The sequence below is a fragment of the Geodermatophilus sp. URMC 61 genome (assembly GCF_052931555.1).
The window spans coordinates 2,057,973-2,081,093 of sequence record NZ_JBRFHZ010000002.1 but is presented as its reverse complement, the minus strand read 5'-3'; the positions used below and the strand labels follow the sequence as shown (position 1 = coordinate 2,081,093).

Annotated in this window: 19 protein-coding genes; 7 read left to right on the top strand and 12 right to left on the bottom strand. The window is 74.5% G+C overall.

The window, feature by feature from the left end:
* Window positions 1-206 precede the first annotated feature (206 nt).
* Window positions 207-1,649: a cation:dicarboxylate symporter family transporter gene (locus ACU610_RS09575; RefSeq protein WP_446767471.1), complete on the bottom strand. Its 1,443-nt coding sequence runs from the start codon at window positions 1,647-1,649 to the stop codon at window positions 207-209.
* 149 nt (window positions 1,650-1,798) lie between these two features.
* On the opposite strand from ACU610_RS09575, the gene ACU610_RS09570 reads away from it, so the two are divergent.
* Together ACU610_RS09570 and ACU610_RS09565 are read left to right on the top strand one after the other, a co-directional pair.
* The gene (locus ACU610_RS09570) at window positions 1,799-3,427 is read left to right on the top strand and encodes a sensor histidine kinase (protein ID WP_446767470.1); all 1,629 of its coding nucleotides are present in this window, start codon (window positions 1,799-1,801) and stop codon (window positions 3,425-3,427) included.
* Window positions 3,424-4,095: a response regulator gene (locus ACU610_RS09565; RefSeq protein ID WP_446767469.1), complete on the top strand. Its 672-nt coding sequence runs from the start codon at window positions 3,424-3,426 to the stop codon at window positions 4,093-4,095. Before ACU610_RS09570 ends, ACU610_RS09565 begins: the two co-directional genes overlap by 4 nt.
* 56 nt (window positions 4,096-4,151) lie before the next feature.
* Here the strand turns inward: ACU610_RS09565 and ACU610_RS09560 are convergent, their stop codons facing one another.
* Window positions 4,152-5,405, bottom strand: a complete 1,254-nt coding sequence (locus tag ACU610_RS09560; RefSeq protein WP_446770713.1) for a patatin-like phospholipase family protein — start codon at window positions 5,403-5,405, stop codon at window positions 4,152-4,154.
* Between the two features lie 379 nt (window positions 5,406-5,784).
* Here ACU610_RS09560 and ACU610_RS09555 point away from each other — a divergent pair, with 379 nt between their 5' ends.
* Together ACU610_RS09555 and ACU610_RS09550 are read left to right on the top strand one after the other, a co-directional pair.
* On the top strand, window positions 5,785-7,302 hold the full coding sequence (locus ACU610_RS09555) for an AAA family ATPase (RefSeq protein WP_446767468.1): 1,518 nt from the start codon (window positions 5,785-5,787) through the stop codon (window positions 7,300-7,302).
* A 333-nt stretch (window positions 7,303-7,635) separates the two neighbouring features.
* A complete protein-coding gene (locus tag ACU610_RS09550; RefSeq protein WP_446767467.1) occupies window positions 7,636-8,535 on the top strand; it encodes a DMT family transporter in 900 nt (299 codons plus the stop codon).
* Window positions 8,536-8,670: 135 nt separating this feature from the next.
* On the opposite strand, the gene ACU610_RS09545 is transcribed toward ACU610_RS09550, so the two are convergent.
* Window positions 8,671-9,180 carry a GNAT family N-acetyltransferase gene (locus ACU610_RS09545; RefSeq protein ID WP_446767466.1) on the bottom strand — a complete coding sequence of 170 codons (510 nt, stop codon included), beginning with the start codon at window positions 9,178-9,180 and terminating at the stop codon, window positions 8,671-8,673.
* Window positions 9,181-10,372: 1,192 nt separating this feature from the next.
* On the opposite strand from ACU610_RS09545, the gene ACU610_RS09540 reads away from it, so the two are divergent.
* On the top strand, window positions 10,373-10,546 hold the full coding sequence (locus ACU610_RS09540) for a hypothetical protein (RefSeq protein ID WP_446767465.1): 174 nt from the start codon (window positions 10,373-10,375) through the stop codon (window positions 10,544-10,546).
* 152 nt (window positions 10,547-10,698) lie between these two features.
* Here ACU610_RS09540 and ACU610_RS09535 read toward each other — a convergent pair whose 3' ends face one another.
* From ACU610_RS09535 to ACU610_RS09520, 4 genes are read right to left on the bottom strand one after another with little or no spacing between them, the layout of a single operon-like run.
* Window positions 10,699-11,943 (bottom strand): DUF3500 domain-containing protein, encoded by a 1,245-nt coding sequence (locus tag ACU610_RS09535; protein ID WP_446767464.1) that lies wholly within the window; start codon window positions 11,941-11,943, stop codon window positions 10,699-10,701.
* 2 nt (window positions 11,944-11,945) lie between these two features.
* A complete protein-coding gene (locus tag ACU610_RS09530; protein ID WP_446767463.1) occupies window positions 11,946-12,800 on the bottom strand; it encodes a fumarylacetoacetate hydrolase family protein in 855 nt (284 codons plus the stop codon).
* Window positions 12,797-14,440, bottom strand: a complete 1,644-nt coding sequence (locus ACU610_RS09525; RefSeq protein ID WP_446767462.1) for an FAD-dependent monooxygenase — start codon at window positions 14,438-14,440, stop codon at window positions 12,797-12,799. Before ACU610_RS09525 ends, ACU610_RS09530 begins: the two co-directional genes overlap by 4 nt.
* Window positions 14,437-15,783, bottom strand: coding sequence for an MFS transporter (locus tag ACU610_RS09520; protein WP_446767461.1), 1,347 nt, complete (start codon window positions 15,781-15,783; stop codon window positions 14,437-14,439). The genes ACU610_RS09525 and ACU610_RS09520 overlap by 4 nt, the downstream gene beginning before the upstream one ends.
* Window positions 15,784-15,905: 122 nt before the next feature.
* Here ACU610_RS09520 and ACU610_RS09515 point away from each other — a divergent pair, with 122 nt between their 5' ends.
* A complete protein-coding gene (locus ACU610_RS09515; protein ID WP_446767460.1) occupies window positions 15,906-16,724 on the top strand; it encodes an IclR family transcriptional regulator in 819 nt (272 codons plus the stop codon).
* On the opposite strand, the gene ACU610_RS09510 is transcribed toward ACU610_RS09515, so the two are convergent.
* The 5 genes from ACU610_RS09510 to ACU610_RS09490 all read right to left on the bottom strand — a co-directional run bounded on the left by ACU610_RS09510 (window position 16,713) and on the right by ACU610_RS09490 (window position 22,125).
* On the bottom strand, window positions 16,713-17,606 hold the full coding sequence (locus tag ACU610_RS09510; RefSeq protein WP_446767459.1) for an alpha/beta hydrolase fold domain-containing protein: 894 nt from the start codon (window positions 17,604-17,606) through the stop codon (window positions 16,713-16,715). The two genes, ACU610_RS09515 and ACU610_RS09510, sit on opposite strands and share 12 nt — an antisense overlap.
* A 16-nt stretch (window positions 17,607-17,622) precedes the next feature.
* Window positions 17,623-18,174, bottom strand: a complete 552-nt coding sequence (locus tag ACU610_RS09505) for a quercetin 2,3-dioxygenase (protein WP_446767458.1) — start codon at window positions 18,172-18,174, stop codon at window positions 17,623-17,625.
* A 106-nt stretch (window positions 18,175-18,280) separates the two neighbouring features.
* On the bottom strand, window positions 18,281-19,717 hold the full coding sequence (gene gndA / locus ACU610_RS09500; RefSeq protein ID WP_446767457.1) for an NADP-dependent phosphogluconate dehydrogenase: 1,437 nt from the start codon (window positions 19,715-19,717) through the stop codon (window positions 18,281-18,283).
* A 160-nt stretch (window positions 19,718-19,877) separates the two neighbouring features.
* Window positions 19,878-21,512 carry an MDR family MFS transporter gene (locus ACU610_RS09495; protein ID WP_446767456.1) on the bottom strand — a complete coding sequence of 545 codons (1,635 nt, stop codon included), beginning with the start codon at window positions 21,510-21,512 and terminating at the stop codon, window positions 19,878-19,880.
* A 13-nt stretch (window positions 21,513-21,525) separates the two neighbouring features.
* Window positions 21,526-22,125 (bottom strand): TetR/AcrR family transcriptional regulator, encoded by a 600-nt coding sequence (locus tag ACU610_RS09490; RefSeq protein ID WP_446767455.1) that lies wholly within the window; start codon window positions 22,123-22,125, stop codon window positions 21,526-21,528.
* 79 nt (window positions 22,126-22,204) lie between these two features.
* Between ACU610_RS09490 and ACU610_RS09485 the strand changes: the two genes are divergently transcribed.
* Window positions 22,205-23,119, top strand: coding sequence for a ribonuclease Z (locus ACU610_RS09485; RefSeq protein WP_446767454.1), 915 nt, complete (start codon window positions 22,205-22,207; stop codon window positions 23,117-23,119).
* The last annotated feature ends 2 nt before the right edge of the window (window positions 23,120-23,121 follow it).

Genomic DNA, 23,121 nt, shown 5'->3' with positions numbered 1-23,121 from the left:
GACAACGACCCGTCCTCCGGACCTCCCGTGCGGCGGCCGGTCGCTCACGGCCGTGGCAGCCGACTCACTCGCCGTGAGCCATTCGTTCCTCACCGTTTCGGTACGCCGACTCCCCGGATCGCGCCCCCACCGGGCGGCCGGTACGACGAGAAGGGGGTGCCCGGCCCGCGAGCGGGCCGGGCACCCCCGGGTCGGTCGGCTACCGGTCAGCGCACCGAGGACTCCGCCAGCTTGGCCTGCGCCTCGCCCGCGTCCCGCTGCCCCGGCCCGGCGTTGCTCCCGGAGGCCGGGAGCTCCTCGCCGTGGGAGGCCAGGTAGTCGTCGTGCTCGTCGAGCATGGTGGCCTCGTCGAACGGGTCACGACCCGACAGCACGGCCGACAGCTGCTCGCGGTCGAGCTCCTTGGTCCAGCTGGCGATCAGGACGGTGGCGACCGCGTTGCCCGCGAAGTTGGTCACCGCCCGCGCCTCGGACATGAACCGGTCGATGCCGACGATGAGGCCGACGCCGTCCAGCAGGTCCGGACGGTGCGCGGAGAGCCCGCCGGCCAGCGTGGCCAGGCCCGCGCCGGTCACACCGGCGGCGCCCTTCGAGGCGATGATCATGAACACCAGCAGCCCGATCTGCTCACCGATCGACAGCGGGTCGCCCAGCGCCTCGGCGATGAACAGCGAGGCCATCGTCAGGTAGATGGCGGTGCCGTCGAGGTTGAACGAGTACCCCGTCGGGACGACGATGCCGGCGACCGGCTGGCTCACACCGGCGTGCTCCAGCTTGGCGATCAGCCGAGGCAGGGCGGTCTCCGACGACGAGGTGGAGACGATCAGCAGGAACTCGCGGCCCAGGTACTTGAGCAGCGAGAACACGTTGACCCCGGCCAGCAGTCGCAGGATCAGGCCGAGGACGACGAACACGAAGACGGCGCAGGTCGCGTAGAAGCCCAGCATGATGATCGCGAGGCTCTTCAGCGCGTCGATCCCGGTCTCGCCGACGACGGCGGCGATGGCGCCGAAGGCACCGATCGGGGCCACCCACATGATCATCGAGAGGATGCGGAAGACCAGCCGCTGGAAGTGCCCGATGCCGCGCAGGATCGGCTCGCCGGCCCGGCCCATGGCCTGGATGGCGAAGCCGGTCAGCAGCGCGATCAGCAGGGCCTGCAGCACGGATCCCTCGGTCAGCGCCGAGATCAGCGTGGTCGGGATGATGCCGAGGATGAAGTCCGTCGTCCCGCCGCTCTCGTGGGCGGTCTCGGCCAGCTGGGCGCCCTGGCCGCGCAGCTCCTCGGAGAGCTGCAGCCCGTCGCCGGGGTGCAGGATGTTGCCCACGACCAGCCCGATCGCCAGGGCGACGGTCGACATCAGCAGGAAGTAGCCCAGCGCCAGGCCGCCGATCCGGCCGACCTTGGCCGCCTGCCGGATGGCGCCGATGCCGAGCACGATGGTGCAGAAGATGACCGGCGCGATCAGCATCTTGATCAGGGCGACGAACGCCGTGCCCAGCCACTTGAGGGAGACGGCGAACTCGGGGAAGGCGAAGCCGACCGCGATGCCGGCGAGCACGGCGCCGATGACGGCGAGGTAGAGCCAGTGCGTGCGGTCCCGCCGCTTCGCGGGCGGCGGCGCGTCGGCCACGGTGTCTGAGGCCATGACTGCTCCTGGGGGTCCGGGGGATGGGGTCGGCCCGCGATGAGGGCCAGTGCACAAACGGTGCGGGTAGCCAGTGACCGCCGTCACGCATTCGTTCATTGCGTACACGCCGGCCGCGGCGCGGGGCCCGCACGCGGGACACTCGCGGCGTGCGCGTCCCCGCCTTCCTCTCGCACCGCCGCCGGGGCGACGCGAGTCTGGCCCGGCGCCTGCTCCTCCTGCAGGCGCTGGTCGTGGTGGTCGTCGTCCTGACCATGACCGCCGTCGCCTACCTCGAGGCGCGCCAGGCGGTGCGCCAGGCGGCCGAGGAGGAGACCACGGCGATCGTCGCCAGTCTCGCGGACTCGCCGCTGGTCCGCTCGGCGGTGACCGGACCGGACCCGACGGGGGTCCTGCAGCCCTACGTCGAGGAGGTCCGGGCCGACACCGGGACGTCGTTCATCACCGTCCTGGCGCCCGACCGCACCCGGTTCACCCACCCCGACCCGGCGCAGATCGGCAAGCCGTTCATCGGCACGATCGGCCCGGCCCTGGCGGGGGAGACCTTCACCGAGACCTACACCGGCACGCTGGGCCCGTCGGTGCGCGCGACCGGCCCGGTGTTCGACGACGACGGCGACGTGGTGGCCGTGGTGTCGGCCGGGGTCACCGTCGAGGCGATCGGGGAGGACCTCGCGGCCGCCGTCCCCGGCATCGTCGGGACGGCGGTCGTGACGCTGGCCGTCGGCGCGCTGGGCAGCGCGGCGCTGTCCCGGCGGCTGCGGCGGCAGACCCACGGGCTGTCCCCGGCACAGCTGGCGCGGATGGTCGACTACCACCACGCCGTGCTGCACGCCGTCCGTGAGGGCCTGCTCCTGGTCGACGACGAGCAGCGGGTGCAGCTGGTCAACGACGAGGCACGGCGGCTCCTCGGGCTGACCGACGACCCCACCGGCCGGCACGTCGACGAGCTCGGCCTGCCCCCGGAGCTGACCGCGGCGCTGGGCCAGCAGCGCACCGCCGTCGACGAGGTGCACGTGACCGGCACCCGGGTGCTGGTGGTCAACCAGGCCCCGCCGCGGCCGGACGGTCGCTCGGCCGGCACCGTGGTCACCCTGCGCGACCACACCGAGCTGCAGGCGCTGACCGGTGAGCTGGACAGCGTCCGGGCCTTCGCCGAGTCACTGCGCGCCCAGGCGCACGAGGCGGCCAACCGGCTGCACACCACCGTGTCGCTGGTGGAGCTCGGCCGCACCCAGGAGGCGATCGACTTCGCGACCGCCCAGCTCGCCTCGGCGCAGCAGCTCACCGACCGGCTGGTCGACGCCGTCGGCGACCCGGTGCTGGCGGCGCTGCTGCTGGGCAAGGCGGCGACCGCGCACGAGCGCGGGGTGCTGCTCGAGGTCGACCCGGCGACGGCGGTGGGGGAGACCGGCATCCCCGGCGGCGACCTGGTGACGATCGTCGGCAACCTGCTGGACAACGCGATCGACGCCGCGCTGGCCGGCGACCCGCCGCGGGAGGTGCAGTTCGCCGCCGAGGTCGACGACGGGCGGCTGGAGATCCGGGTCGAGGACTCCGGTCCCGGGGTCCGCGAGGAGGACCTGCCGCGGTTGTTCGAGCGCGGCTGGAGCACCAAGGAGACGACCGCCGCGCCCTCGGGGCTCGGTCGCGGGCTGGGCCTGGCGCTGGCCGCGCAGGCCGTCGCCCGGCACGGCGGCACGCTCACCGTGCGGCCCGGCCCCGGTGCGCTCTTCACCGTCACCCTGCCGGTCGGGGTCCCGGCGGTGTCCCGGTGATCCGCGTCCTCGTCGTCGAGGACGAGCCGGTCGCCGCCGAGGCACACCGCGCCTACGTCGACCGGACACCGGGCTTCACCACCGCGGCGGTCGCCGGCACCGGGGCCGCGGCCCTGGACGCGCTGGCCCGCCAGCCGGTCGACCTGGTGCTGCTGGACATGAACCTGCCCGACGGCCACGGCATCGACCTGTGCCGGCGGATCCGTGGCGCCGGCGCGCAGGTCGACGTCCTCGCCGTCACCTCGGCGCGGGAGCTGGCCACGGTGCGCGCCGCGGCCGCCCACGGTGTGGTCGGCTACCTGCTCAAGCCGTTCACCTACCCGGCGCTGCGCGACCGGCTGGCCGCGTACGCCGAGTACCGCGAGCGGCTGCGCGCCGGCGGGGACGCCGCCGGGCAGGAGGAGGTCGACCGCGTGCTCGGCGCCGTGCGCCCCAGCCGGCCGGCGCCGCTGCCCAAGGGGATGGGTCGGGAGACGCTCGACGCCGTGGTCGCCGCGGTGCGCGCCGCCGGTGAGGGGCTGTCGGCGGCGGAGACCGCCGAGCTCATCGGCGCCTCGCGCATCACCGCCCGCCGCTACCTCGAGTACCTCGCCGACACCGGGCTGGTCGACCGGGCACCGCGCTACGGGGGCGCGGGCCGCCCGGAGCTCGAGTACCGCTGGCGCTGAGCCGCGGCACCGTGCGCGGGGAAGGGCCGGCGGGGGTGCTGGGGTGTCGGTCGCTGTCAGGTGGGGGGTGCCGAGCCGAGCCGCAGGCGGACGATCCGGTTGTCGCGGAACTCGGCCTCGGCGCATGCGCGCGAGGCCGTGTCCCCGCTGCCGGTACGCACGGTCCAGGCGGTCCGGCTCCCGGTCACCTGCTTGCGCGTGACGTCGATGCGGACGTCCTCGGACAGGGTGCGCATGACCTCGTGGAGCTGCCGCCCCCGCACCGGGCCGCGCTCGCGGAACGGCTCGGTGAACGTCAGCTCCGCGTCGTCGGCCAGGTGGTGCACCAGCTCGTCGGCGTCGCCCCGGTGCCACGCCCGTTCGAAGGCCAGCGCGGTGAGGAACGTGTCGGCCTGGCGTCCACCCTCGCGGATGAGGCGGCGGAGGAAGCGGCGGTCGCGGTTGACCTTCGACGCGGGGCCGAACCACCGTGACGAGCGGAGCCGCGGGAGCTGGACGACGCGCACGGTGACCTGCTTGTAGCGGTCGCCCGTCAGGAGGCCCTCGTCGAGCAGCTGGTCGATCTTCTCGATGACGTGCAGCTCCTGGTAGAGCGACAGGTTCCCCGCCAGCTCGTTGCGCCGATCGGCGATGGCCAGCACACTGCGCGGCTCGCTGGACCGGGTCGTCGGGTTGATCTGGACGACCCACAGCTCGTCCGGCCGCGCATCGAGCAGCTCGCGGACGGGTGGGTTCTGCGAGAACAGACCGTCCCAGAAGCTGCCACCGGCGGTGCGCACGGTGCGGAACGCGGTGGGGATCGCCGCCGAGGCGAGGACCATGCCGGCGGTGATCCGCTCGCGGCGGCTGTTGAATGCCCGGAACTCGCCGGACAGCACGTCCACGGCGCCGATGAGCAGGATCGGGTGCCTGGCCAGGCCATCGACCTGGATCCGGTCGAAGTCCACCCATCGCCGGAGCAGCGTGCGGAAGTGTTCGAGCCCGGTGACCGGGACGTCGTAGGGACTGACGGCGGGCAGCAGACCGACGCTCTGCAGCGTGGCGGCCCACAGCACCCACGCATTGATCGCCATCTCCACAGGACCCGACGCGGCGTTGTCGGCCCAGAACCCGTCCAGCCGCGCCTTGCTGTCCGCCGGGTCGCCGTCGAGCAGAGCCGACCACGCCAGCGCCGCGCACACCGCCCCGCCGGAGGTCCCGCTCAGGCCCACCAGCTCGTACTCGTCGAACTCGTCGGCGGTCAGCAGTCGGCCGAGCACACCCGCTGTGAACGCGGTGTGGCTGCCACCGCCCTGACAAGCGATCGCCACACGTCGCTCGGAACCACCGGTCACGGAGCCTCCCGGGTCGGCCACGCCCTGGACACGTCACCGTGAACGGGCGACTGACGTTGACCGCCTCATGGTCCTCGCGGGTGCCCCGCAGGCCGCCCGGAGTGCTGCGGTCGCCGCGGATCGGCCCTCCCGTCCGGCGCGTGCACACGGCCCCGACCGGGTCAGGAACTCACCGCTGGTGGCCGTCGCCGCCCCACGCGCCGCCCCCGAGGCGGACGTCGTCCGACGGTCCTGGGCCGGCATCCGGTCTGCACGGCGACATCCGTGGTCGTCCTGATCGGCGAGCGACCTCGGTCGGTCCACCTCTAGGCTGCGGCTCCAACCAGGGCGGTTCCCAGGCGAGGTGGGTGGTCGCATGTCGGAGGGCGGGGCCTCGGAGGCCGAGGCGCGGGCCTTCGCGGCGGCGGTCCGGTCCCTGCTGGCGTGGGTGCACGCACCCGAGGGCGGGGACCGCAACGAGGTGGCCGCCCTGGTCAAGGAGGTGCTCGGGGAGGCCGGCGCGGCGCACTCGGTGGTGACCCGGCAGCTGCCGCCGTTCGAGCACGTCAACCTGCAGACCGCGCTCGACGCGTGGTCGGCCGAGGAGGGGCGGCGGGTCGAGGTCCGCGGCATCGCACTACCCCCGCACTTCGGCGGGATCGCGCTGCAGCAACTGGTCAGCGGCGAGGCGCTGCCGCCGCTGCGGCTGTCGGCGCCCGGCGTGGTGGACCTCCCCGATGGGCCGAACTCGACGCTGGCGTGTCTGCGGCTGGCGCTGCTGCTGGTCACCGACTCCAGGGGTCGGTACGTGCTGATGGTGCAGGGACCCGCGGAGCACCACGAGCCCGTGCTGACCGTCGAGCTCGCCGGGCTCCCGGTGCGGCAGGCGCAGGCGGTGCTCGGCGGGCTCGAGCGGTTGAGCCGCCGGCTGAACGTCTACCGAGGGCAACTGCTGGAGGTGACGCAGACCCCGATGGGCGGGGTCAGCCTGGGCTTCCTCGGCGTGCCGACCACCGGCCGAGACGACGTCGTCCTGCCCGAGCCGGTGCTGGACCGGATCGAGCGGCACGCCCTGGGGGTCGCCGAGCACCGGGCCGCGCTCGTCTCGGCCGGTCAGCACCTCGAGCGTGGCCTGCTGCTCTTCGGTCCACCGGGAACCGGCAAGACGCACACCGCGGGCTACCTGCTCGGCCGGATGACCGAGTACACCCGGCTGGTGCTCACCGGCCGGTCGCTGGGAGTGGTCGGGGCGGTGACCGAGCTGGCTCGAGAGCTCCAGCCCGCCGTGATCGTCCTCGAGGACGTCGACCTCGTCGCCGCCGACCGCTCGTTCGGACCCGGCGGCAGCCCGGTGCTGTTCGACCTGCTGGACGCGATGGACGGCGCCGCGGCCGACGCCGACCTGCTGTTCGTCCTGACCACCAACAGGGCCGACCTGCTCGAACCCGCGCTGGCCGCCCGCCCTGGCCGGGTCGACGTCGCCGTCGAGATCGACCTCCCCGACGCCGAGGCCCGTCGGCGGCTGCTCGAGCTCTACGGCCGCCGCGTCCCGCTGCAGGTCTCCGACGCCGACGTCGAGGCGGTGATCGAGCGCAGCGACGGCGTCACCGCGTCCTTCCTGAAGGAGCTGCTGCGCCGGGCCGTGCTCGAGGCGCTGCGCGACGGCAGCGGGTCCACCGCTGTCACCGGCCGGCATCTGACCCGCGCGCTCGATGACCTGCTCGACTCCACCCAGTCGGTCACCCGCACCCTGCTCGGGGTCGGCGTCGACCCTGCGACTCCGCCCGACGGCGGCCCCACGCCGATGCCGGCCCGCGCCGGCTGGCTCACTCACTCGGGGCGCCACGGAGGACGCCGCCACGAACAGCGGACTCCCGGTGTACTCCCGCCCTGAAGCTCTCCGACACTGCGACGACGCTCGTCGGGGACGTGATCGGAATCCCTGGGTCAGCGCATCTCCCACGTGCCCTTGCAGTGACGACTGCCGTTGCAGCACCAGCGCCGTGCGTTGCTCCCGGACGTACGTGCCGTGCTCGACGCAGGGGATGCGGCGCTCGGCGATGAAAGGGCGGACGAACCGCTCGCCGGTACGCACGTAGCCGCCCGGCTCGGCTGTGCTGTGCCAGGAGCCGTCCTCGGAGCGGTCCACACGGACACCGCGCGGGAGTGGCGACCCGGTGTCGGGGCACGGCGACGGTGATCAGCTCGGCGTCGGCAGACTGGGCCGATGACTGGGACGACCTCGCGGGTCCAGACGCTGGGGGGACCGGCGGCTTTCGTCCTGCTGTGGAGCACCGGTTTCGTCGGTGCCAAGTACGGGTTGCCCTACGCCGAGCCCTTCACCTTCCTGAGCCTGCGCCTGGGCGTCGCCGCGGCCCTGCTCGGCGTCCTCGCCGTCGCGCTGCGCTCGGCCGGCATGGCCGCCCGCCCGCAGTACGGCCGCGCCTCGATCGCCGGGTTGCTGCTGCACGGCGGGTATCTGGGCGGCGTCTTCTACGGCATCTCGCTGGGTGTGCCCGCGGGGGTGTCGGCGGTGATCGTGAGCCTGCAACCCGTGCTCACCGCCGTCCTCGCCGCACGGGTGCTCGGCGAGCGGCCCACGGCGCGCCAGTGGCTCGGGCTGGCGCTCGGCGTCGGGGGCGTCGCGCTGGTCGTCGGCCCGGGCATCGCCGACGCCGGGTCGGCCGAGCCGCTCCCGGTGGCCGGTCTCGTCGCGTGCCTGGTGGCACTGGTGTCGGGGACGCTGGGCACCGTCTACCAGAAGCGGCACGGCGACCGCATCCCGCTGGTCTGGGGGACGGCGGTGCAGTACGCGGCGGCCGCGGCCGTGCTGGTGGTGGTCGCGGTGGCGACCGAGGACATGTCGATCCGGTGGACCGGTGAGTTCGTCGCCGCGTTCGTCTGGCTGGTGCTGGTCCTGTCGATCGGCGCGGTCCTGCTGCTGCTCCTGTTGCTGCGCCGGGGCACGGCCGCCGGCGTCTCCAGCCTCTACTACCTCGTACCGGTGGCCACCGCCGTCGAGGCGTACCTGCTCTTCGGTGAGCGGCTCAGCGGGCTGTCGCTCGTGGGCATCGGGGTGACCGCTCTCGGCGTCGCGCTGGTGGTGGCGCCGCCGCGGCAGCGGTGACGCGCAACCACCGGACCAGCACCTCCACCAGCGGGCGGCGGGTCCCGTGAGATTCCTCGGACGCGTCCCCGTGGAGACCCGTCCGCCGGGCTCGAGCGGCGGCTCCTGCAGTTCCGGACCCGCCGCTCCGCGGCGCTACGGGTGCCCGGTGTCCGTCGTCAGCTCCCACCGCCAGACGGCGCCGGCTTCCGGGTCGTCGAGCTCGGCGGTGCGTCGGAAACCCAGTCGCCGGAGGACCGCTGTCGAGGGGTTCTCCTCGGCGAGGGTGTGGGCGCACACGAGCCCCACTCCACGGGCGGTGGCGATGCCGAGCAAGCGGCGGGCGGCCTCGGTGGCGTGACCGCGTCCGCGGTGGGCCGGAGCAATGCTGTAGCCGATCTCGACGGATCCGTCGGTCGGTGGCCCCTTGAAGCCGCCGAGGCCGATGACCGTGGTCGTCGTGGGGTCGATGATCAGATAGCTGAACCAGTCGGGGTCCACGCCGTCCCGAAGCGCCTGGACGGTCGCGGGGAGGGCCTCCGGGAACTCCAGGTAGCCGTCGGCCACCCCGTAGCCGAACCTGCGTGTGAAGGCATCGGCTCCCTCGAGCAGCGCCTCGGCGCGGTTCCGCGTGAGCGGTTCGACGGCTGTGTGCTGCGCTTCCATGATCTCGTCCGGTCCTCGTCCGGGCGCTCGCCGGCGCGTGCGGTGGGTCGCCGCCATCCTCGCCCGGAAGCGGCCCCGGTGGGAGGGAGCGGCGCGCCCGTCCCCGCGACGCGAGGGCCGAGGAGAGGACGGCGGAGGTGGTGTGAGCACCTCGGCGAGCCCTGCGATGACGAGATCCTCGACCGAGCCACATGACACACAGTCGGCGGAGTCGTACCCTGGGTCACGGTCGTCTGACTCGAGTCGCGCCCGGATGTCGGTGGGCAAGCCGGACCCGACGGGGTCTCCGGCTCGGGTCGAGGGCAGTTGGGTCCTGGCACAGCGTCCGCGACGCCCGTCGCGAGAGTGGTGGAACCGTGAGTGATCGAATCACCTGGGAGGTCTGTCCGGGGTGCGGACGAACCGCCGCAGTGGGCTGGATCGAGGAACAACCGGTCGAGTTCGACTGCACGGCCGCGTGCCGCGTGACCGCGGGCCAGCTCCGCGACCTCGCTCGGCGGAGCCGCGTGCACGACCTGCTGGCTCGCATCAGTCCCCCAGGCGCCCCCGAACGCCGTTTCGTCCACTCCTTCGGCGTCGTCCTGCCGCACACGCCGTAGCGCGCGTCCACGGCCACGGCGTGGGCCAGGCACGGCCCTGGCGCATGGCGCTTCCGGCGAGCGGCGACCGCGGTGCCGCGTTGCCGGGTATGCCGTCTCGGCCGTGTGGCCATCACGCGGCGGGCCGCCGGATCACATGGGGCCGCGTCTACTGCGTCGAGTGATCGGATGAGCACCAGCGACTCCGCCGCTGCTCTCGGTGACGCGCTCCGCGGGCGACGGTCATGAGACCTCGTCGACCGCGTCAGCACGTGCACCGCGGCCGAGGCGTGCGGTGCCTTGCTGTCCCCGGACGGTCCGAGCCCGCCTCGCATGGCGGACAGGGCCGCTCGACCTCACTCTTCGTCTATGCGGTCAGTGCACGGCCCGTCAACGCGCGCCTCCGTCAGGGGGGCCATCGACTCGGCCGCGTTCGTGGAGGAGCACCGTCAGGTGCTCCTCCACGAGGAGGCAGCGGCCATGCCCGAGCTCAGGGCCCTGCAGGGCAAGCCGCGGCGTGAGGTCGCCATGTTGCAGCGGCGAGCCGCCCACCTTCGTCGATGGGCGGCTCGCCTGCGTTCACACTTGTCCGACGCTGGAGACAGGCAGCCGAGATGAGCTTCGATCTCTACCGAGCAGACGGTGAGGTCATCCGCTATGGGGATGACGCTCGGTTCAGCTTCACCGCCACGGGACACCTCGTCATCTACGACGGTGCGCACAAGATCGTCTTCGGTCAACACAGTTGGGATCGCGTCGAGGAACCCGTTCCGCCGCCGGGGAAGTGATCGTCACGGACAGGCCGGCGTCCCAGCCGTCCGTCCCTGGAGACCATCGCCTGCTTCGGATGGTTCCCTGCTGCACGGGCGGCGCCCGCGGCCGCTGACGCCCGACCAGGTCACGGCGCTCCGACGGGCCCGACGCGGAGGGCGGCGTCGCGTCAGGCGCGTTCCTGCCACTGCCGGACCCACGCCCGGCCGTAGTCGTTGCCGTGCGGGGTGCGCAGCACGGTGTGCACGTGGAACGGCTTCGGGGTGTCGTGGTCGAGGAAGACGCCGCAGTGGTGGTCCAGTTCGGAGATCACCACCGGTGACTGCACCCGGTAGTAGAAGACGTCGCCGGGAGCGTGCCCGCCGATCCAGCTGAACCAGGTCTCGTCGAGGCGCGCCTCGACCTCGCGCATCCGCGCGGCGCGGGGACCCTCGGGCAGCAGCCGCACGAACGCCGCGACGACGTCGAGCACCCGGGCCCGCGCCTCGGCGGAGAGGTCGGCGACCCGGATCCCCTCGACCGGGATGACCCGGTTGTCCTGGAACGCGCCGGCCAGGTGCCGCTCGTCGCCGGGGTGCACCCGGCCCGGCGGCATGGCCGGGTCGACCATCTGCCCGTACACGGTCGCCCGTGCCCGCTGCTCCGGCGTCAGCTCCGCCATCACGGCGAGGCCGGCGGAGATCCGGTCGGCGAACAGGCCCGAGATCCCCGCGTGCGGACCCTCGTCGATCTCGTCGGGCTCGGCGCCCACGAACACCGGCGAGACCACCATCCGCCCCTCGACGACGAGGACGTTGACCGCGCAGTGGTGGCCGTAGAGCTGCCAGCCCCACGGCGCCCGCAGGTGGGGCGTGCCGTAGAGCGCGACGTTGTAGCTCCACTCGCCGAGCAGCTCGGGCAGGTCGACGACGTCGCCGAGGAAGCCGTTGACCAGCATCGCCGCGTGCACCAGGTCGGCGCCCTCGGGGGACAGCGACGCGCGCACCAGCGCGAGCGCCTTCTCCCGCACCTCCTGCGGCTGGAACTCCAGCCGCAGGCCGGTGTCGAACTGCATGAACTCCGGGTTGGCCCAGGTCTGCCACTCCACCGCGTCCACGTCGAAGGCGATCCGCTCGCGGTCCTCGGGGGACAGCGCCGCGAGCAGGTCCTGCGCGGCCGCGACCATCGCCGGGACCGGCGCCTCCTCGCCCGGCTCGGCCGGGGTGAGCGGGTACAGCCCGTCGCGCAGCGTGCCGTCCTCGGTGACCCCGCGGAACGGCGCCCGGTACAGCGGCGTCCAGCCCTCGACCAGCCCGCCGGTGAACGTGCCCGGCTTCTTGGCGAACTCGCCGTAGGTGTACGGGTCCAGGCCGCGGACCTCGGCCAGCCGCGGGTGGTCGTGCGGGAACAGGTACTGGCGGAACTCGCCGGCCACGGTCAGCCCTCCTTCAGGCGGGCGTCGTTGCCGACGACGGTGTTGCGCAGCACGCCGAGCCGCTCGACCTCGACCTCGACGACGTCGCCGGGATGCAGCAGCCACGGGGGCGTGCGGGCATACCCGACCCCGGACGGGGTGCCGGTCGCCAGCAGGTCGCCCGGCCGCAGGGTGAACGTCCGCGAGACCAGGGAGAGCGTGTCGCCGACCGTGTAGACCATCTCGTCGGTGCGCCCGTCCTGCACCGTCTCGCCGTTGACCCGGGTCTGCACGCGCAGGCCGTCGCGCAGGTCGCCCACCTCGGCAGCCGGCACGATCGGCCCGAGCGGGCCGGAGCGGTCGCCGTTCTTGCCGAGGATCCACTGGCTGGTCAGCTTCTGCGCCCGGCGCGCGGTGAGGTCGTTGAACGTCGAGTAGCCGACGACGGCGGCCAGCGCGTCGTCCGGGGTGGCGTCGACCAGGGTCGAGCCGACGTAGGCGACGACCTCGCCCTCCCAGTCCAGGCCGTCCTCGTCGGCGGGGACGGGGACCTCGGCGCCGCCCACGGTCAGCGACCGCGTCCAGCGCGCGAACAGCGTCGGGTAGGGCGGGATCTCCTGGTCCCGGAAGGAGCCCTCGGCCACGTGCTTGAGGTAGTTCAGCCCGATGCACACCACCCGGGCACCGGGCAGCACCGGGGGCACGAACTCGACGCCGCCGGCGGGCAGCGACTCACCGGCCGGTTCCCGCGACAGGTGCCCCGCGGCGTCGGCCCAGAACTCCGCCAGGCCGGCCAGCACCGTCACCCGCGTGCCGTCGTCCGACAGCGACGCCACCTCGACCGGCTCACCGTCCCGGCGGATGCCCACGATCCTCATGCCCGTCGTCCTCCCTCGTCGTCGGTTCGGCCCCAGCCGCAGGCCCGCTCCAGGGCCTCGGCCGCGGCGGCGGGGTCGTCCCCGCGCCAGGCCACGTGCTGGTCGGGGCGGACCAGCAGGAACGGTGCGCCCCACGTCTCGCGCAGCGGGACGCCGCCGGGCGCCACGTCGCCGTCACCCAGCCGGACGACGATCAGCGGGATCCCGCGGCGCGCCGCCGCCTCCCGGACCGGCCCGGGATCCCCGTCGGCCAGCTCGAGCAGCGTGAACCCGCGGCCCAGCAGGTCGTAGGCCGAGCGCCCGCCGGTCAGCCAGCGGTGCGGCAGCAGGCAGCCGGGGTGCGCCGACGGGGTGTAGCGGACCGGGTCGTCGGCCGGCAGGTCGCTGCCGTCGTCGGTGGTCAGCGGCGAGGTGGCGTACTGGTAACCCAGCACCAGGCCCAGCGAGTGGAACTCGCTCTCCTTGACGTCGAGGGCGCAGGCCACCTCCTTGCGGAGGAGGTCGGCCTCGGGGCCCTCCTCGCCCAGCCGCGGGTCGGCGAAGTGGTGCGCCAGGGCCCGGTCGTTCGCGGCGGCGTCGGCGATGGTCCGGGCCGCGACCGGGCGCCGCTCGGCCTCGTAGCTGGCCAGCAGCCCCGGCCCGCCCCAGCCCTGCAGGACGGCGGCGGCCTTCCACCCGGCGTTGACCGCGTCGCCGACGCAGGTGTTGAAGCCGTGCCCGCCCCATGGCGGGTTGAGGTGGGCGGCGTCCCCGACGAGCAGCACCCGGCCGGTGCCGTAGGAGTCGGCGAGCAGCATCCGCGCCACCCACGGGTCGGTGGCGAGGACCTCGACGTCGACCGGCTCGCCGACCAGCGCGTGCACGAGCGCGACCGGGTCGACGTCGTCGGCGCGCACGTCCACCCCCTGCACGATCGCCCACCACGTGTCGGCCAGGTCCAGCCGGCCGACGATCCCGGCCGCGCCCGGCGCCATCACCCAGGAGTGGACGGCGCCCGCGAAGGGCACGCGGTCGGCCAGGCCGGGGGCGCGGAACAGGGTGCTCAGGTTCGGCTTCTCCCCGGAGCCCCCCTCGTACCGGGCGCCGAGCGCCGTCCGGACGACGCTGCCGCCGCCGTCGGCGCCGAGCACCAGGTCGGCGCGGACCGTCGAGACGGTCCCGTCGGCGTCCTCGACCGTGACCTCCACGCCGTCGTCGTCCTGCCGCAGGGCGGTGACGCGAGCGCCGGTCAGCAGCCGGGCGTGCGCCGAGGCCTCCACCGCGGCGCGCAGCACCTCCTCGATGACCGGCTGCGGCACCTGCTGGCCGGCCTCGGGGAACTCCTCCCGAGGAGTCGCGTACAGCTGGAAGGCGTGCTCGAAGCGGCGCACCTCCTGACCCAGCAGGGTGGAGCAGAAGACGACGTCCTGCGCCTCCTCGACCGGCAGGGGTGCCGCGGCGCGGAGCCGGTCGGCGATGCCCCAGCGGCGCAGGTGGGTCATCGTGCGGGCGTTGGTCGTCTTGGCCCGGGGGCGCAGCGGGTCCACGGTGACGCGGGGCTCGACCACCAGGCTGGCGACGCCGTGGGCGTCCAGCTCCAGTGCGGCGGCCAGGCCGGCCGGGCCACCGCCCACGACGAGGACGGGCACGTGCCGGCTCATGCGGCACCGCCGGTGGGAACGGACGCCGTGGGGACGGCCACGGGGACCTCGGGCCGCGAGCGGGGCAGCCGGCTCATGACCAGCGCGCCGAGCAGCGCCGGGACGGCGAAGGCGACCGCGCTGGCGACCACCGCGCTGCCGCCGCCGACGAAGAGCGCGCCGTAGGTCGGCCCGACGATGGCGCCGATCCGGCCGACGCCGAGCGCCCAGCCCAGCCCGGTGGCGCGGGCGCCCGCCGGGTAGAAGCCGGCGACGTGGTCGTTGAGCAGGTTCTGGGTGCCCAGCCCGCCGAAGCCGGCCACGGCCACCAGCACGAGCACCACGCCCGTGGGCGGCTGCGCGGCCAGGACGGCGAGGGCGATCGTGGCCGCGGCGAAGCCGGTGAGCACCAACGCCTTGGCACCCAGGCGCTGGGCGAGGTGCGCGGCGACCAGCGTGCCGACGATGCCGCCGGCGCTGTAGACGAGCAGGAAGGCCACCGACGAGCTCAGCCCGTAGCCGGCGGTGCGCATGATCTGCGGCAGCCAGGTGCTCAGCCCGAACAGGGTCAGCAGGCTGCAGATGGTCACGACCCAGATGCCCAGGGTGGCCGGGCCCATGCCGTCGACGAACAGCGTCCGCACCGGCGAGCGGCGGCCGGCCGGCGCGGGCACGGCGGCGGGGGCGGGGAGGCCGAAGGCGGCGGCGGGGGCGGGGAGGCCGAAGGCGGCGGCGATCTCGTCGGCTTCGGCGGTGCGGCCCCGGGCGCGCAGGTACGCCGGCGACTCCGGCAGCAGGCGCAGGGCGACGGGCACCAGCAGCAGCGGGATGACGCCCAGGCCGTAGACCAGCTGGAAGCCGTGCTCGGCGAGCAGCGCGACCGACGCCGCCGAGGCGAGCAGGCCGCCGACCGGCGGGCCGGTGAGCACCGCGCCGAGGATGCGCGACCGGTGCTGCGGGGCGGCGAACTCGCTGGTGAGCGCGATCGCCGTGGGCAGCAGGCCGCCGATGCCGAGGCCGGCGAGGAAGCGGAACGCGGCGAAGACGGCGAAGGAGGGCGCCAGCCCGCAGCCGAGCATCGCGAGGGAGAACAGCGCGACCGAGGCGGCGAAGAGCCGGCGGCGGCCGAGCAGGTCGGTCAGCGTCCCGGCGACCAGGGAGCCGCAGAGCATGCCGACCAGGCCGAGGCTGGCGACGGCGCCCACCGACGCGGGCGTCGCGCCCCAGCCGGGCGCGGCCAGCAGGCCCGGCACGGTGGCGCCGTAGGCGAACAGGTCGTACCCGTCGGCGGTGAGGGCCAGCCAGCACAGCACGGGCACGAGCAGCGCGGATCGGGACGGGGTGCGCGAGTCGAGGTTGTCCACGCGGGTCTCCGGGGTTCGAGGGAGGGGGACGGGCGGCCGCTGCACCCAGACTGGGTGACGCGGGTCACCCGGCCCGACGGCATTGCCGTTCAATGGCAGACCGAGGTGCCAGGATCCCCGTCGTGGACGAGGACCCGGGACCCGCTCCGGCCGCGCGCGGGAAGCGGCCGCCGCAGGGCGATCCCGTCGTCGACCGGGCGCTGGCCCTGCTCGCCGCATTCGACGACGGGCACCGCCGGCTGACGCTGTCGGACCTGGCGCGGCGGGCCGGGACGCCGCTGAGCACCACTCGCCGGCTGGCCGAGCGGCTGGTCGCCTGGGGCGCGCTGGAGCGGGCCGCGGAGGGCGGCTACGTGGTCGGCCTGCGGCTGTGGGAGGTCGGGTCGCTCGCGCCGCGCGCGCTGGGCCTGCGCGAGGTCGCGATGCCGTTCATGGACGACCTGTACGAGGCCACCCGCCAGCACGTGCTGCTCGCCGTCCTCGACGGGGACGCCGCCCTGCTGGTGGAGCGGCGGTCCTCGCGGGCCGCCGTGCCGGTGCAGTACCGCGTCGGCGACCGGCTGCCGCTGCACATGACCGGGGTCGGCCGGCTGCTGCTGGCCCACGCGCCGGCCGACCTGCAGGAGCGGGTGCTCCGCGGGGAGGTCGGCGGCCGGTCCGACGACCCGCCGCCGCAGCCGACCGCGCTGCGCCGGGAGCTGGCCGAGATCCGCCGCAGCGGGGTCGGGGTCATCAACCGGCGGCGGCCCGCGCCGGTGGTCTCGGTGGCCGCACCGGTGTGGGACGCCGCGGGGCGCGTGGCCGCGGCGCTGTCGATCGTGGTGCCGGCCGGTGGCGCCAGCCCGCGGACGATCGAGCCGGCGGTGCGCGCCGCGGCTCGTGCGGTGTCGCGCGGGCTGGGCGCCCCGGCGGCGGGGCGGCCGGGGCCGTCAGCGGGCTGAGAGGAAGCCGATCGTCCGGGCCAGCGCGTCGTCCGCCACCTCCGGGCTGCCCAGCCACATGTGGTCGGCGCCGTCGTAGGTCGTGAGCTCGACCGGCACACCGGCGTCCTGCAGCGCGTCGCGCAGCCGCTCGCTCTGCACGCAGGGGATGAACCGGTCGGCCCGCCCGTGCAGCAGCAGGAACGGCGGCGCGGTGGGGGAGACGTGGGCGACCGGGCTGGCCTGCGCCGCGCGGTCGGGCACGGCGGCGACGGGCGCGCCGAGCAGCTGCGCCTCCCGCGAGTCGGCGGCCGTGGGATCGGCACCGAGGTCCCCGGGCAGCGCGGACAGGTCGGTGGGCGGGTACCAGGCGGCCACGGCATCCACCGCGCTCGAGGGGCCGGTCACACCGACGTCCCCCTCCAGCTCCGGATGACCCGCGGTCAGGCCCAGCAGTGCGGCGAGGTGGCCACCCGCCGACTCGCCCCACGCGGACACCCGCCCGGGATCGAGGCCCAGCTCGCCGGCCCGGGCGCGCAGCCAGCGGACCGCCGCCTTGACGTCGTGCAGCTGGGCCGGCCAGACCGCCTCGCCGGAGAGCCGGTGGTCGACCGAGGCGACGGCGATCCCGGCCCGGGCGACGACCTCGAACGCCGACGGTCGCCGCCCGGCGTAGGCGGGCCCGGCCGAGTGCCGGCTGCCCAGCCGCCAGCCGCCGCCGTGCACGAAGACGACGACCGGCGCCGGGCGCTGCGCGGGCAGGTACAGGTCGAGCTCGAGCGGGCGGGCGCCGGGCAGCGCCGCGTACGGGACGCCGGCGAGCACGGAGACGCCCTCACCGGCCTCCCGCGGCGGCGGCAGGGGCGTGGCGTGCGCGGGTGGGGGCAGCGGGAGGTCGGGCACGCGTCGTCCCGCGGGATCAGGCGCCGGGCCAGTCGACGTCGCGCAGGAACTGCATCCGGTGCGCCTGCGCGGCGGCCTGCATGCGGGGCGGGTCGGGGACGAACGGGGGCTGCTCCCCGGGGACGTCGGTCGGCGCCCCCATGTGCTGGAAGAACCGCTCGAACCCGCCCGAGACGACGCCGAGCATCCGGCTGGCCCGCTCGACGCGGTAGGCGTGCGGCAGCCCGGCGGGCACGAAGCCGAAGTCGCCCGGTCCCAGGAGCCGGGACGTCTTCTCGCCCTGCCGGTCCTGCACGAACACGCGCACCGCGCCGTCGACGACGTAGAACACCTCGTGCGTGGCGTCGTGCGCGTGGGTCGGGATGACGTCGCCGGCGGGGCAGTCGGCGGTGAAGAGGCCGAACTGGCCCTCGGTCTCGTCGCCGCTGAGCAGCACGGTGAACAGGTCACCGAAGAGCCGGGCGTGCTCGCCCTCGCCCCGCCGGAGGAAGAAGGGCTCGGGCGCGCCGGGGAGCAGACCGCGCCACTGCGGCCCCTGCTCCGGGTCGGTCAGGTACTCGAAGCTCATGGCTGCTCCCGGGCCGGGTGGACGACGTCGCGGGGAGCCTCCGTGACGCCGGATCCGCCCGGCCAGGGGGTTGCCATTGGCCGGAACGCGGATCCCGTGCGGCTGCTCAGCGCACCTGGACCTCTCGACCGTCCTCCGACCACAGGGTGTGGAAGGTGCCGCCCTGGTCGACCCGCCGGTAGGTGTGCGCGCCGAAGAGGTCGCGCAGTCCCTGGACGAGGGCCGCGGGCAGCCGCTCGGCGCGCAGGCCGTCGTAGTAGGCCAGGGCGGTGGAGAAGCCGGGCGCCGGGACGCCGGCGCGGACCGCCTCGGCCACGACCCGGCGCCAGCCCTGCTGGCCGGCGGCGACCGCGTCGCGGAAGTAGTCGTGGGTCAGCAGCGTGGTCAGGGTCGGTTCCTCGGCGTACGCCTGCCGGATCCGGTCGAGGAACCGGGCCCGGATGATGCAGCCACCGCGCCAGATGGTGGCCAGTGCGCCGAGGTCGATGTCCCAGCCGTGGGCCACGGCTCCCGCGGCGATCTGGTCGAACCCCTGGGCGTAGGCGACCACCTTCGAGGCGTACAGCGCCTGCCGGACGGCCTCGACGAACGCGTCCCGGTCCTCCACCGGCGGGGCGCCGTCGGCAGGCCCGGGCAGGACCTTCCGGGCTGCCGCGCGCTGGTCGGCGTGCCCGGACAGCGCGCGGGCGAACACCGCCTCGGCGATCCCGCTGACCGGGACACCGAGGTCCAGTGCCGACTGCACCGTCCACCGGCCGGTGCCCTTCTGCTCGGCCTCGTCGAGGACGACGTCGACGAACGGGAGGCCGGTGTCGGCGTCGACGTGGTGCAGCACCTGGGCGGTGATCTCGACGAGGTAGGACTCCAGGTCGCCGGCGTTCCAGCCGGCGAAGACGTCGCCGATCTCGGCGGGGGAGAGGCCCAGCCGGTGGCGCAGCAGGTCGTAGGCCTCCGCGATGAGCTGCATGTCGGCGTACTCGATGCCGTTGTGCACCATCTTCACGAAGTGGCCGGCGCCATCGGTGCCCACGTGCGTGCAGCAGGGCGTGCCGTCGACCACCGCGGCGATGCTCTCCAGCAACGGCCCGATGAGGGCATACGCCTCCGCCGAGCCGCCGGGCATGATGCTCGGCCCGAGCAGGGCACCCTCCTCGCCGCCGCTGATCCCGCAGCCGACGAAGTGCAGGCCGCGCGTGGTCAGCTCCGCCGTCCGCCGGATGGTGTCGGTGTAGCGGGCGTTGCCGCCGTCGACGAGGACGTCGCCCTCGTCCAGCAGGGGGGCGAGTTCGTCGACGACGGCGTCCGTCGGGGCTCCGGCGGCGACCATGACCACGATCCGGCGAGGTCGCCGGAGGGCGGCGACGAACTCCTCGGCCGTTCCCGTGCGGACGAAGTCGCCCTCGTGGCCGTGCGCGGCCAGGAGCCCGTCGGTCCGCGCCTGGGTCCGGTTGTGCAGGACCACCTGGTGTCCGTGCCGGGCGAAGTTCCGGGCGAGGCTGGCGCCCATCGTGGCCAGTCCGGTCACGCCGATCTGCTCGCTCATGGCTCGTCCTCCGGTTCGTCGGGCGGCGTGGGTCCACCCTCGTCCGGTGCGTTCCACGGCGCCAGGGCCGACCGCGCCGGACGGCAGGGGCACCCCCTCCGGACACGACCGCGCCCCCGGCCGCAGGTCGGCCGGGGGCGCGGTCGGTGGCGGGCGAGCGTCAGCTCGGGAGCGGGACCTCCCGCGCGTCGTCGTCCCGCTCCGGGTCGGTCAGGTCGTCCCCGGCCACCGCCTCGCCGCGGGCGACCAGGCCGGCCACGTCCGACAGCGGGATCTCCTTGAGGAACAGCGCCAGCAGCAGCGCGACGGCGAAGGCCGGCAGCAGGTAGCCGAACACCGGGGCCAGGGCGCCGGCGTAGGCGTCGACGATCGCCGTCCGCAGTGGCTCGCCGGCGGCCTCGACCGCCTGCGGCACCAGGCTGTCCGGTGACGTGATGCCGGCCGCGACCGCCTGCTGGGCGTTGTCCTGCAGCGCGCCCGAGAGGTTCTCGGCCAGCCGGTTGGTGAATACCGTGCCGAAGACGGCGACGCCCAGCGTGGCGCCGACCTCGCGGAAGTAGTTGTTGGTCGAGGTGGCCGTGCCCAGGTCGCGCGGGGAGACCGCGTTCTGCGCCACGAGGACGACGACCTGCATGACCAGGCCGAGGCCCAGGCCCATCACGAACAGCATCGTGCAGATGGTGACCAGCGAGGTGTCGCCGGACAGCGTGGTCATCCACAGCATCGCCGCGGCGATGACGAGCACGCCGGCGATGGGGAAGGCCTTGTACCGGCCGGTCCGGGTGGTCGCGATGCCCGAGCCGATGGCGGTGACGAACAGGCCGGCCATCATCGGCAGCATCAGCAGGCCCGAGCTGGCCGCGGAGGTGCCCGAGGCCATCTGCAGGAACGTGGGCATGAAGGCGATCGCCGAGAACATGCCCAGACCGATGGCGGCGCCGAGTGCCGTGGCCACGACGAAGGTCGGGTTGCGGAACAGGCCCAGCGGGATGATCGGCTGCACGGCGCGCTGCTCGACCAGCACGAAGGCGAGCACCGAGACGGCGAAGGCGGCCATGAGCGCCAGGGTCAGGCCGTCGGTCCAGCCGCGGTCGCCGCCGAGGTCGGTGAAGAAGACCAGCGACGTGGTGGCGGCCGAGAGGGTGACGATGCCCGCGTAGTCGACCGGCTCGGTGTTGCGCTTGCGCGGCAGCGTCAGGGCGAACCAGCCGATGACCAGGGCGGCGACGCCGACCGGGACGTTGATCCAGAAGCACCACTGCCAGCCCAGGCTCGCGTGGTCGGTGAAGAACCCGCCGACGAGCGGGCCGGCGACGGCGGAGAGGCCGAAGATGGCGCCGAGCGGACCGAGGTACTTGCCGCGCTCCCGGGCCGGGACGACGTCGGCGATGATCGCCTGCGAGAGGATCATCAGCCCGCCGCCGCCGAGGCCCTGCACGCCGCGCCAGACGACGAACCAGGTGAAGTCGGTCGACAGGGCCGCCCCGACGCTGGCGACGGTGAACAGCGCGATCGCGATCAGGAACAGGGTGCGGCGTCCCCACAGGTCGCCGAACTTGCCGTAGATCGGCATGACCAGCGTGCTGGCCAGCAGGTAGGCCGTCGTCACCCACGCCATGTGCGAGACGCCGCCGAGGTCGCCGACGATGGTCGGCATCGCCGTCGAGACGATGGTCTGGTCGAGGCTGGAGACCAGCATCCCGGCGATCAGCGCCGAGAAGATGAGGTTGATCCGGCGCCGGGTGAGGACGAACAGCGGTGCGTCGTCCGTGGCGGTCGGGGTGGGGTCGTGCACGGGGCTCCTCGGGTCAGCGGGGTGCGGCGGTCAGGCCGCGGGCGAGCGCGTTCCACGCCTCGTCGACGAGGCGCGGCAGGGAGTCGGTGAAGCCGCTGGTCAGCCAGCGGTGCATGGCGGTGCGCATCACCGCGCCGCTGGTCAGCGCCAGCAGCATCGGGAGGGTGTCGGCGTCGACGTCGGTGCCGGTGCGCTCGGCGACGGCGGTGGCCAGGGCGCGGTCGGCCTCGCCGAAGTGGGTGACCAGCCGCCCCACGAGGTCGGGGTTGGCCTCGATGACCTGCAGCCGCAGCGGCCACAGCTCGGTCTCGCTCGCCATCTCCTCGGCCTGCTCGCGCTGGACGGCGCGCAGCGCCGCGACGGCCGACTCGTCCGCGGGCCGCGCGGCGAGCGCCTGCGCCGTGCGCCGCGGCTCGGCCGGGTCCAGGCCCAGGACGGCGTCGTCCTTGGTGGCGAAGTAGTTGAAGAAGGTGCGCGGGGAGACGTCGGCGCGGGCGGCGATGTCGTCGACCGAGACGCCGTCCAGGCCGCGCTCGGCCACCAGCCGCAGCGCGGCCTCGTGGAGCGCGGACCGGGTGGCGGCCTTCTTGCGCTCACGGAGTCCGGAGGTCACTCCGCCATCGTTGCACCCTCTGCAAGTTTGCGCGGCGTGCAGGATGTGTCGGGTCGATCACGCTGCTTAGGCTCTGGCGGTGACGGTCCGCGAGCTCGTCGTCCTCGGCACCGCCAGCCAGGCGCCCACCCGGACCCGCAACCACAACGGCTACCTGTTGCGCTGGGACGGCGAGGGGCTGCTGTTCGACCCGGGCGAGGGCACGCAGCGGCAGATGCTGCTGGCCGGCGTCCCGAGCAGCGCGGTCACCCGGATCTGCCTGACCCACTTCCACGGCGACCACTGCCTGGGCGTGCCGGGCGTGGTGCAGCGGATGTCGCTGGACCGGGTCACGCACCCGGTGGTCGCGCACTTCCCGGCGTCCGGGCGGGAGTACTTCGGCCGGCTGCGCGCCGCGTCGGTGTTCCACGACGTCCTCGACCTGCGCGAGGAGCCGCTGACCGCGGACGGACCGGTGGCCGCGGGGCTGTCGTGGACGCTGGAGGCGCGCCGGCTCGACCACCTCGTCGAGTCCTTCGGCTACCGGCTGGTCGAGCCCGACGGCCGCCGGATGCTGCCCGAGGAGCTGGCCCGCGCCGGGGTGTCCGGCCCGGACGTCGGCCGGCTCCAGCGGGAGGGCTCCCTGGACGTGGGCGGGCGGACCGTGCGGCTGGACGAGGTGAGCGCCCCCCGGCCGGGACAGCGGGTGGCCTTCGTGATGGACACCCGGCTGTGCGACGCGGTCTCCGCGCTGGCCGACGGCGCCGACCTGCTGGTGATCGAGTCGACGTTCCTCGAGGAGGACGCCGCGCTCGCCCGCGACTACGGGCACCTGACCGCGCGGCAGGCGGCGACGGTGGCCGCCGAGTGCGGGGTGCGCCGGCTGGTGCTCACCCACTTCTCGCAGCGCTACCCCGACGCCTCGCGGTTCGCCGACGAGGCGGCCGCGGTGTTCGCGGGCGACCTGGTGGTGGCGGCGGACCTGGGAACCGTAGCGGTGCCGCGGAGGGCATAGGG

What these genes read in the sequence shown, in the direction of transcription:
- ACU610_RS09575 (WP_446767471.1), bottom strand. Translation starts at nt 1,649, where the DNA reads ATGGCCTCAGACACCGTGGCCGACGCGCCGCCGCCCGCGAAGCGGCGG.
- ACU610_RS09555 (WP_446767468.1), top strand. Translation starts at nt 5,785, where the DNA reads ATGTCGGAGGGCGGGGCCTCGGAGGCCGAGGCGCGGGCCTTCGCGGCG.
- ACU610_RS09550 (WP_446767467.1), top strand. Translation starts at nt 7,636, where the DNA reads ATGACTGGGACGACCTCGCGGGTCCAGACGCTGGGGGGACCGGCGGCT.
- ACU610_RS09545 (WP_446767466.1), bottom strand. Translation starts at nt 9,180, where the DNA reads ATGGAAGCGCAGCACACAGCCGTCGAACCGCTCACGCGGAACCGCGCC.
- ACU610_RS09540 (WP_446767465.1), top strand. Translation starts at nt 10,373, where the DNA reads ATGAGCTTCGATCTCTACCGAGCAGACGGTGAGGTCATCCGCTATGGG.
- ACU610_RS09530 (WP_446767463.1), bottom strand. Translation starts at nt 12,800, where the DNA reads ATGAGGATCGTGGGCATCCGCCGGGACGGTGAGCCGGTCGAGGTGGCG.
- ACU610_RS09525 (WP_446767462.1), bottom strand. Translation starts at nt 14,440, where the DNA reads ATGAGCCGGCACGTGCCCGTCCTCGTCGTGGGCGGTGGCCCGGCCGGC.
- ACU610_RS09505 (WP_446767458.1), bottom strand. Translation starts at nt 18,174, where the DNA reads ATGAGCTTCGAGTACCTGACCGACCCGGAGCAGGGGCCGCAGTGGCGC.
- gndA (WP_446767457.1), bottom strand. Translation starts at nt 19,717, where the DNA reads ATGAGCGAGCAGATCGGCGTGACCGGACTGGCCACGATGGGCGCCAGC.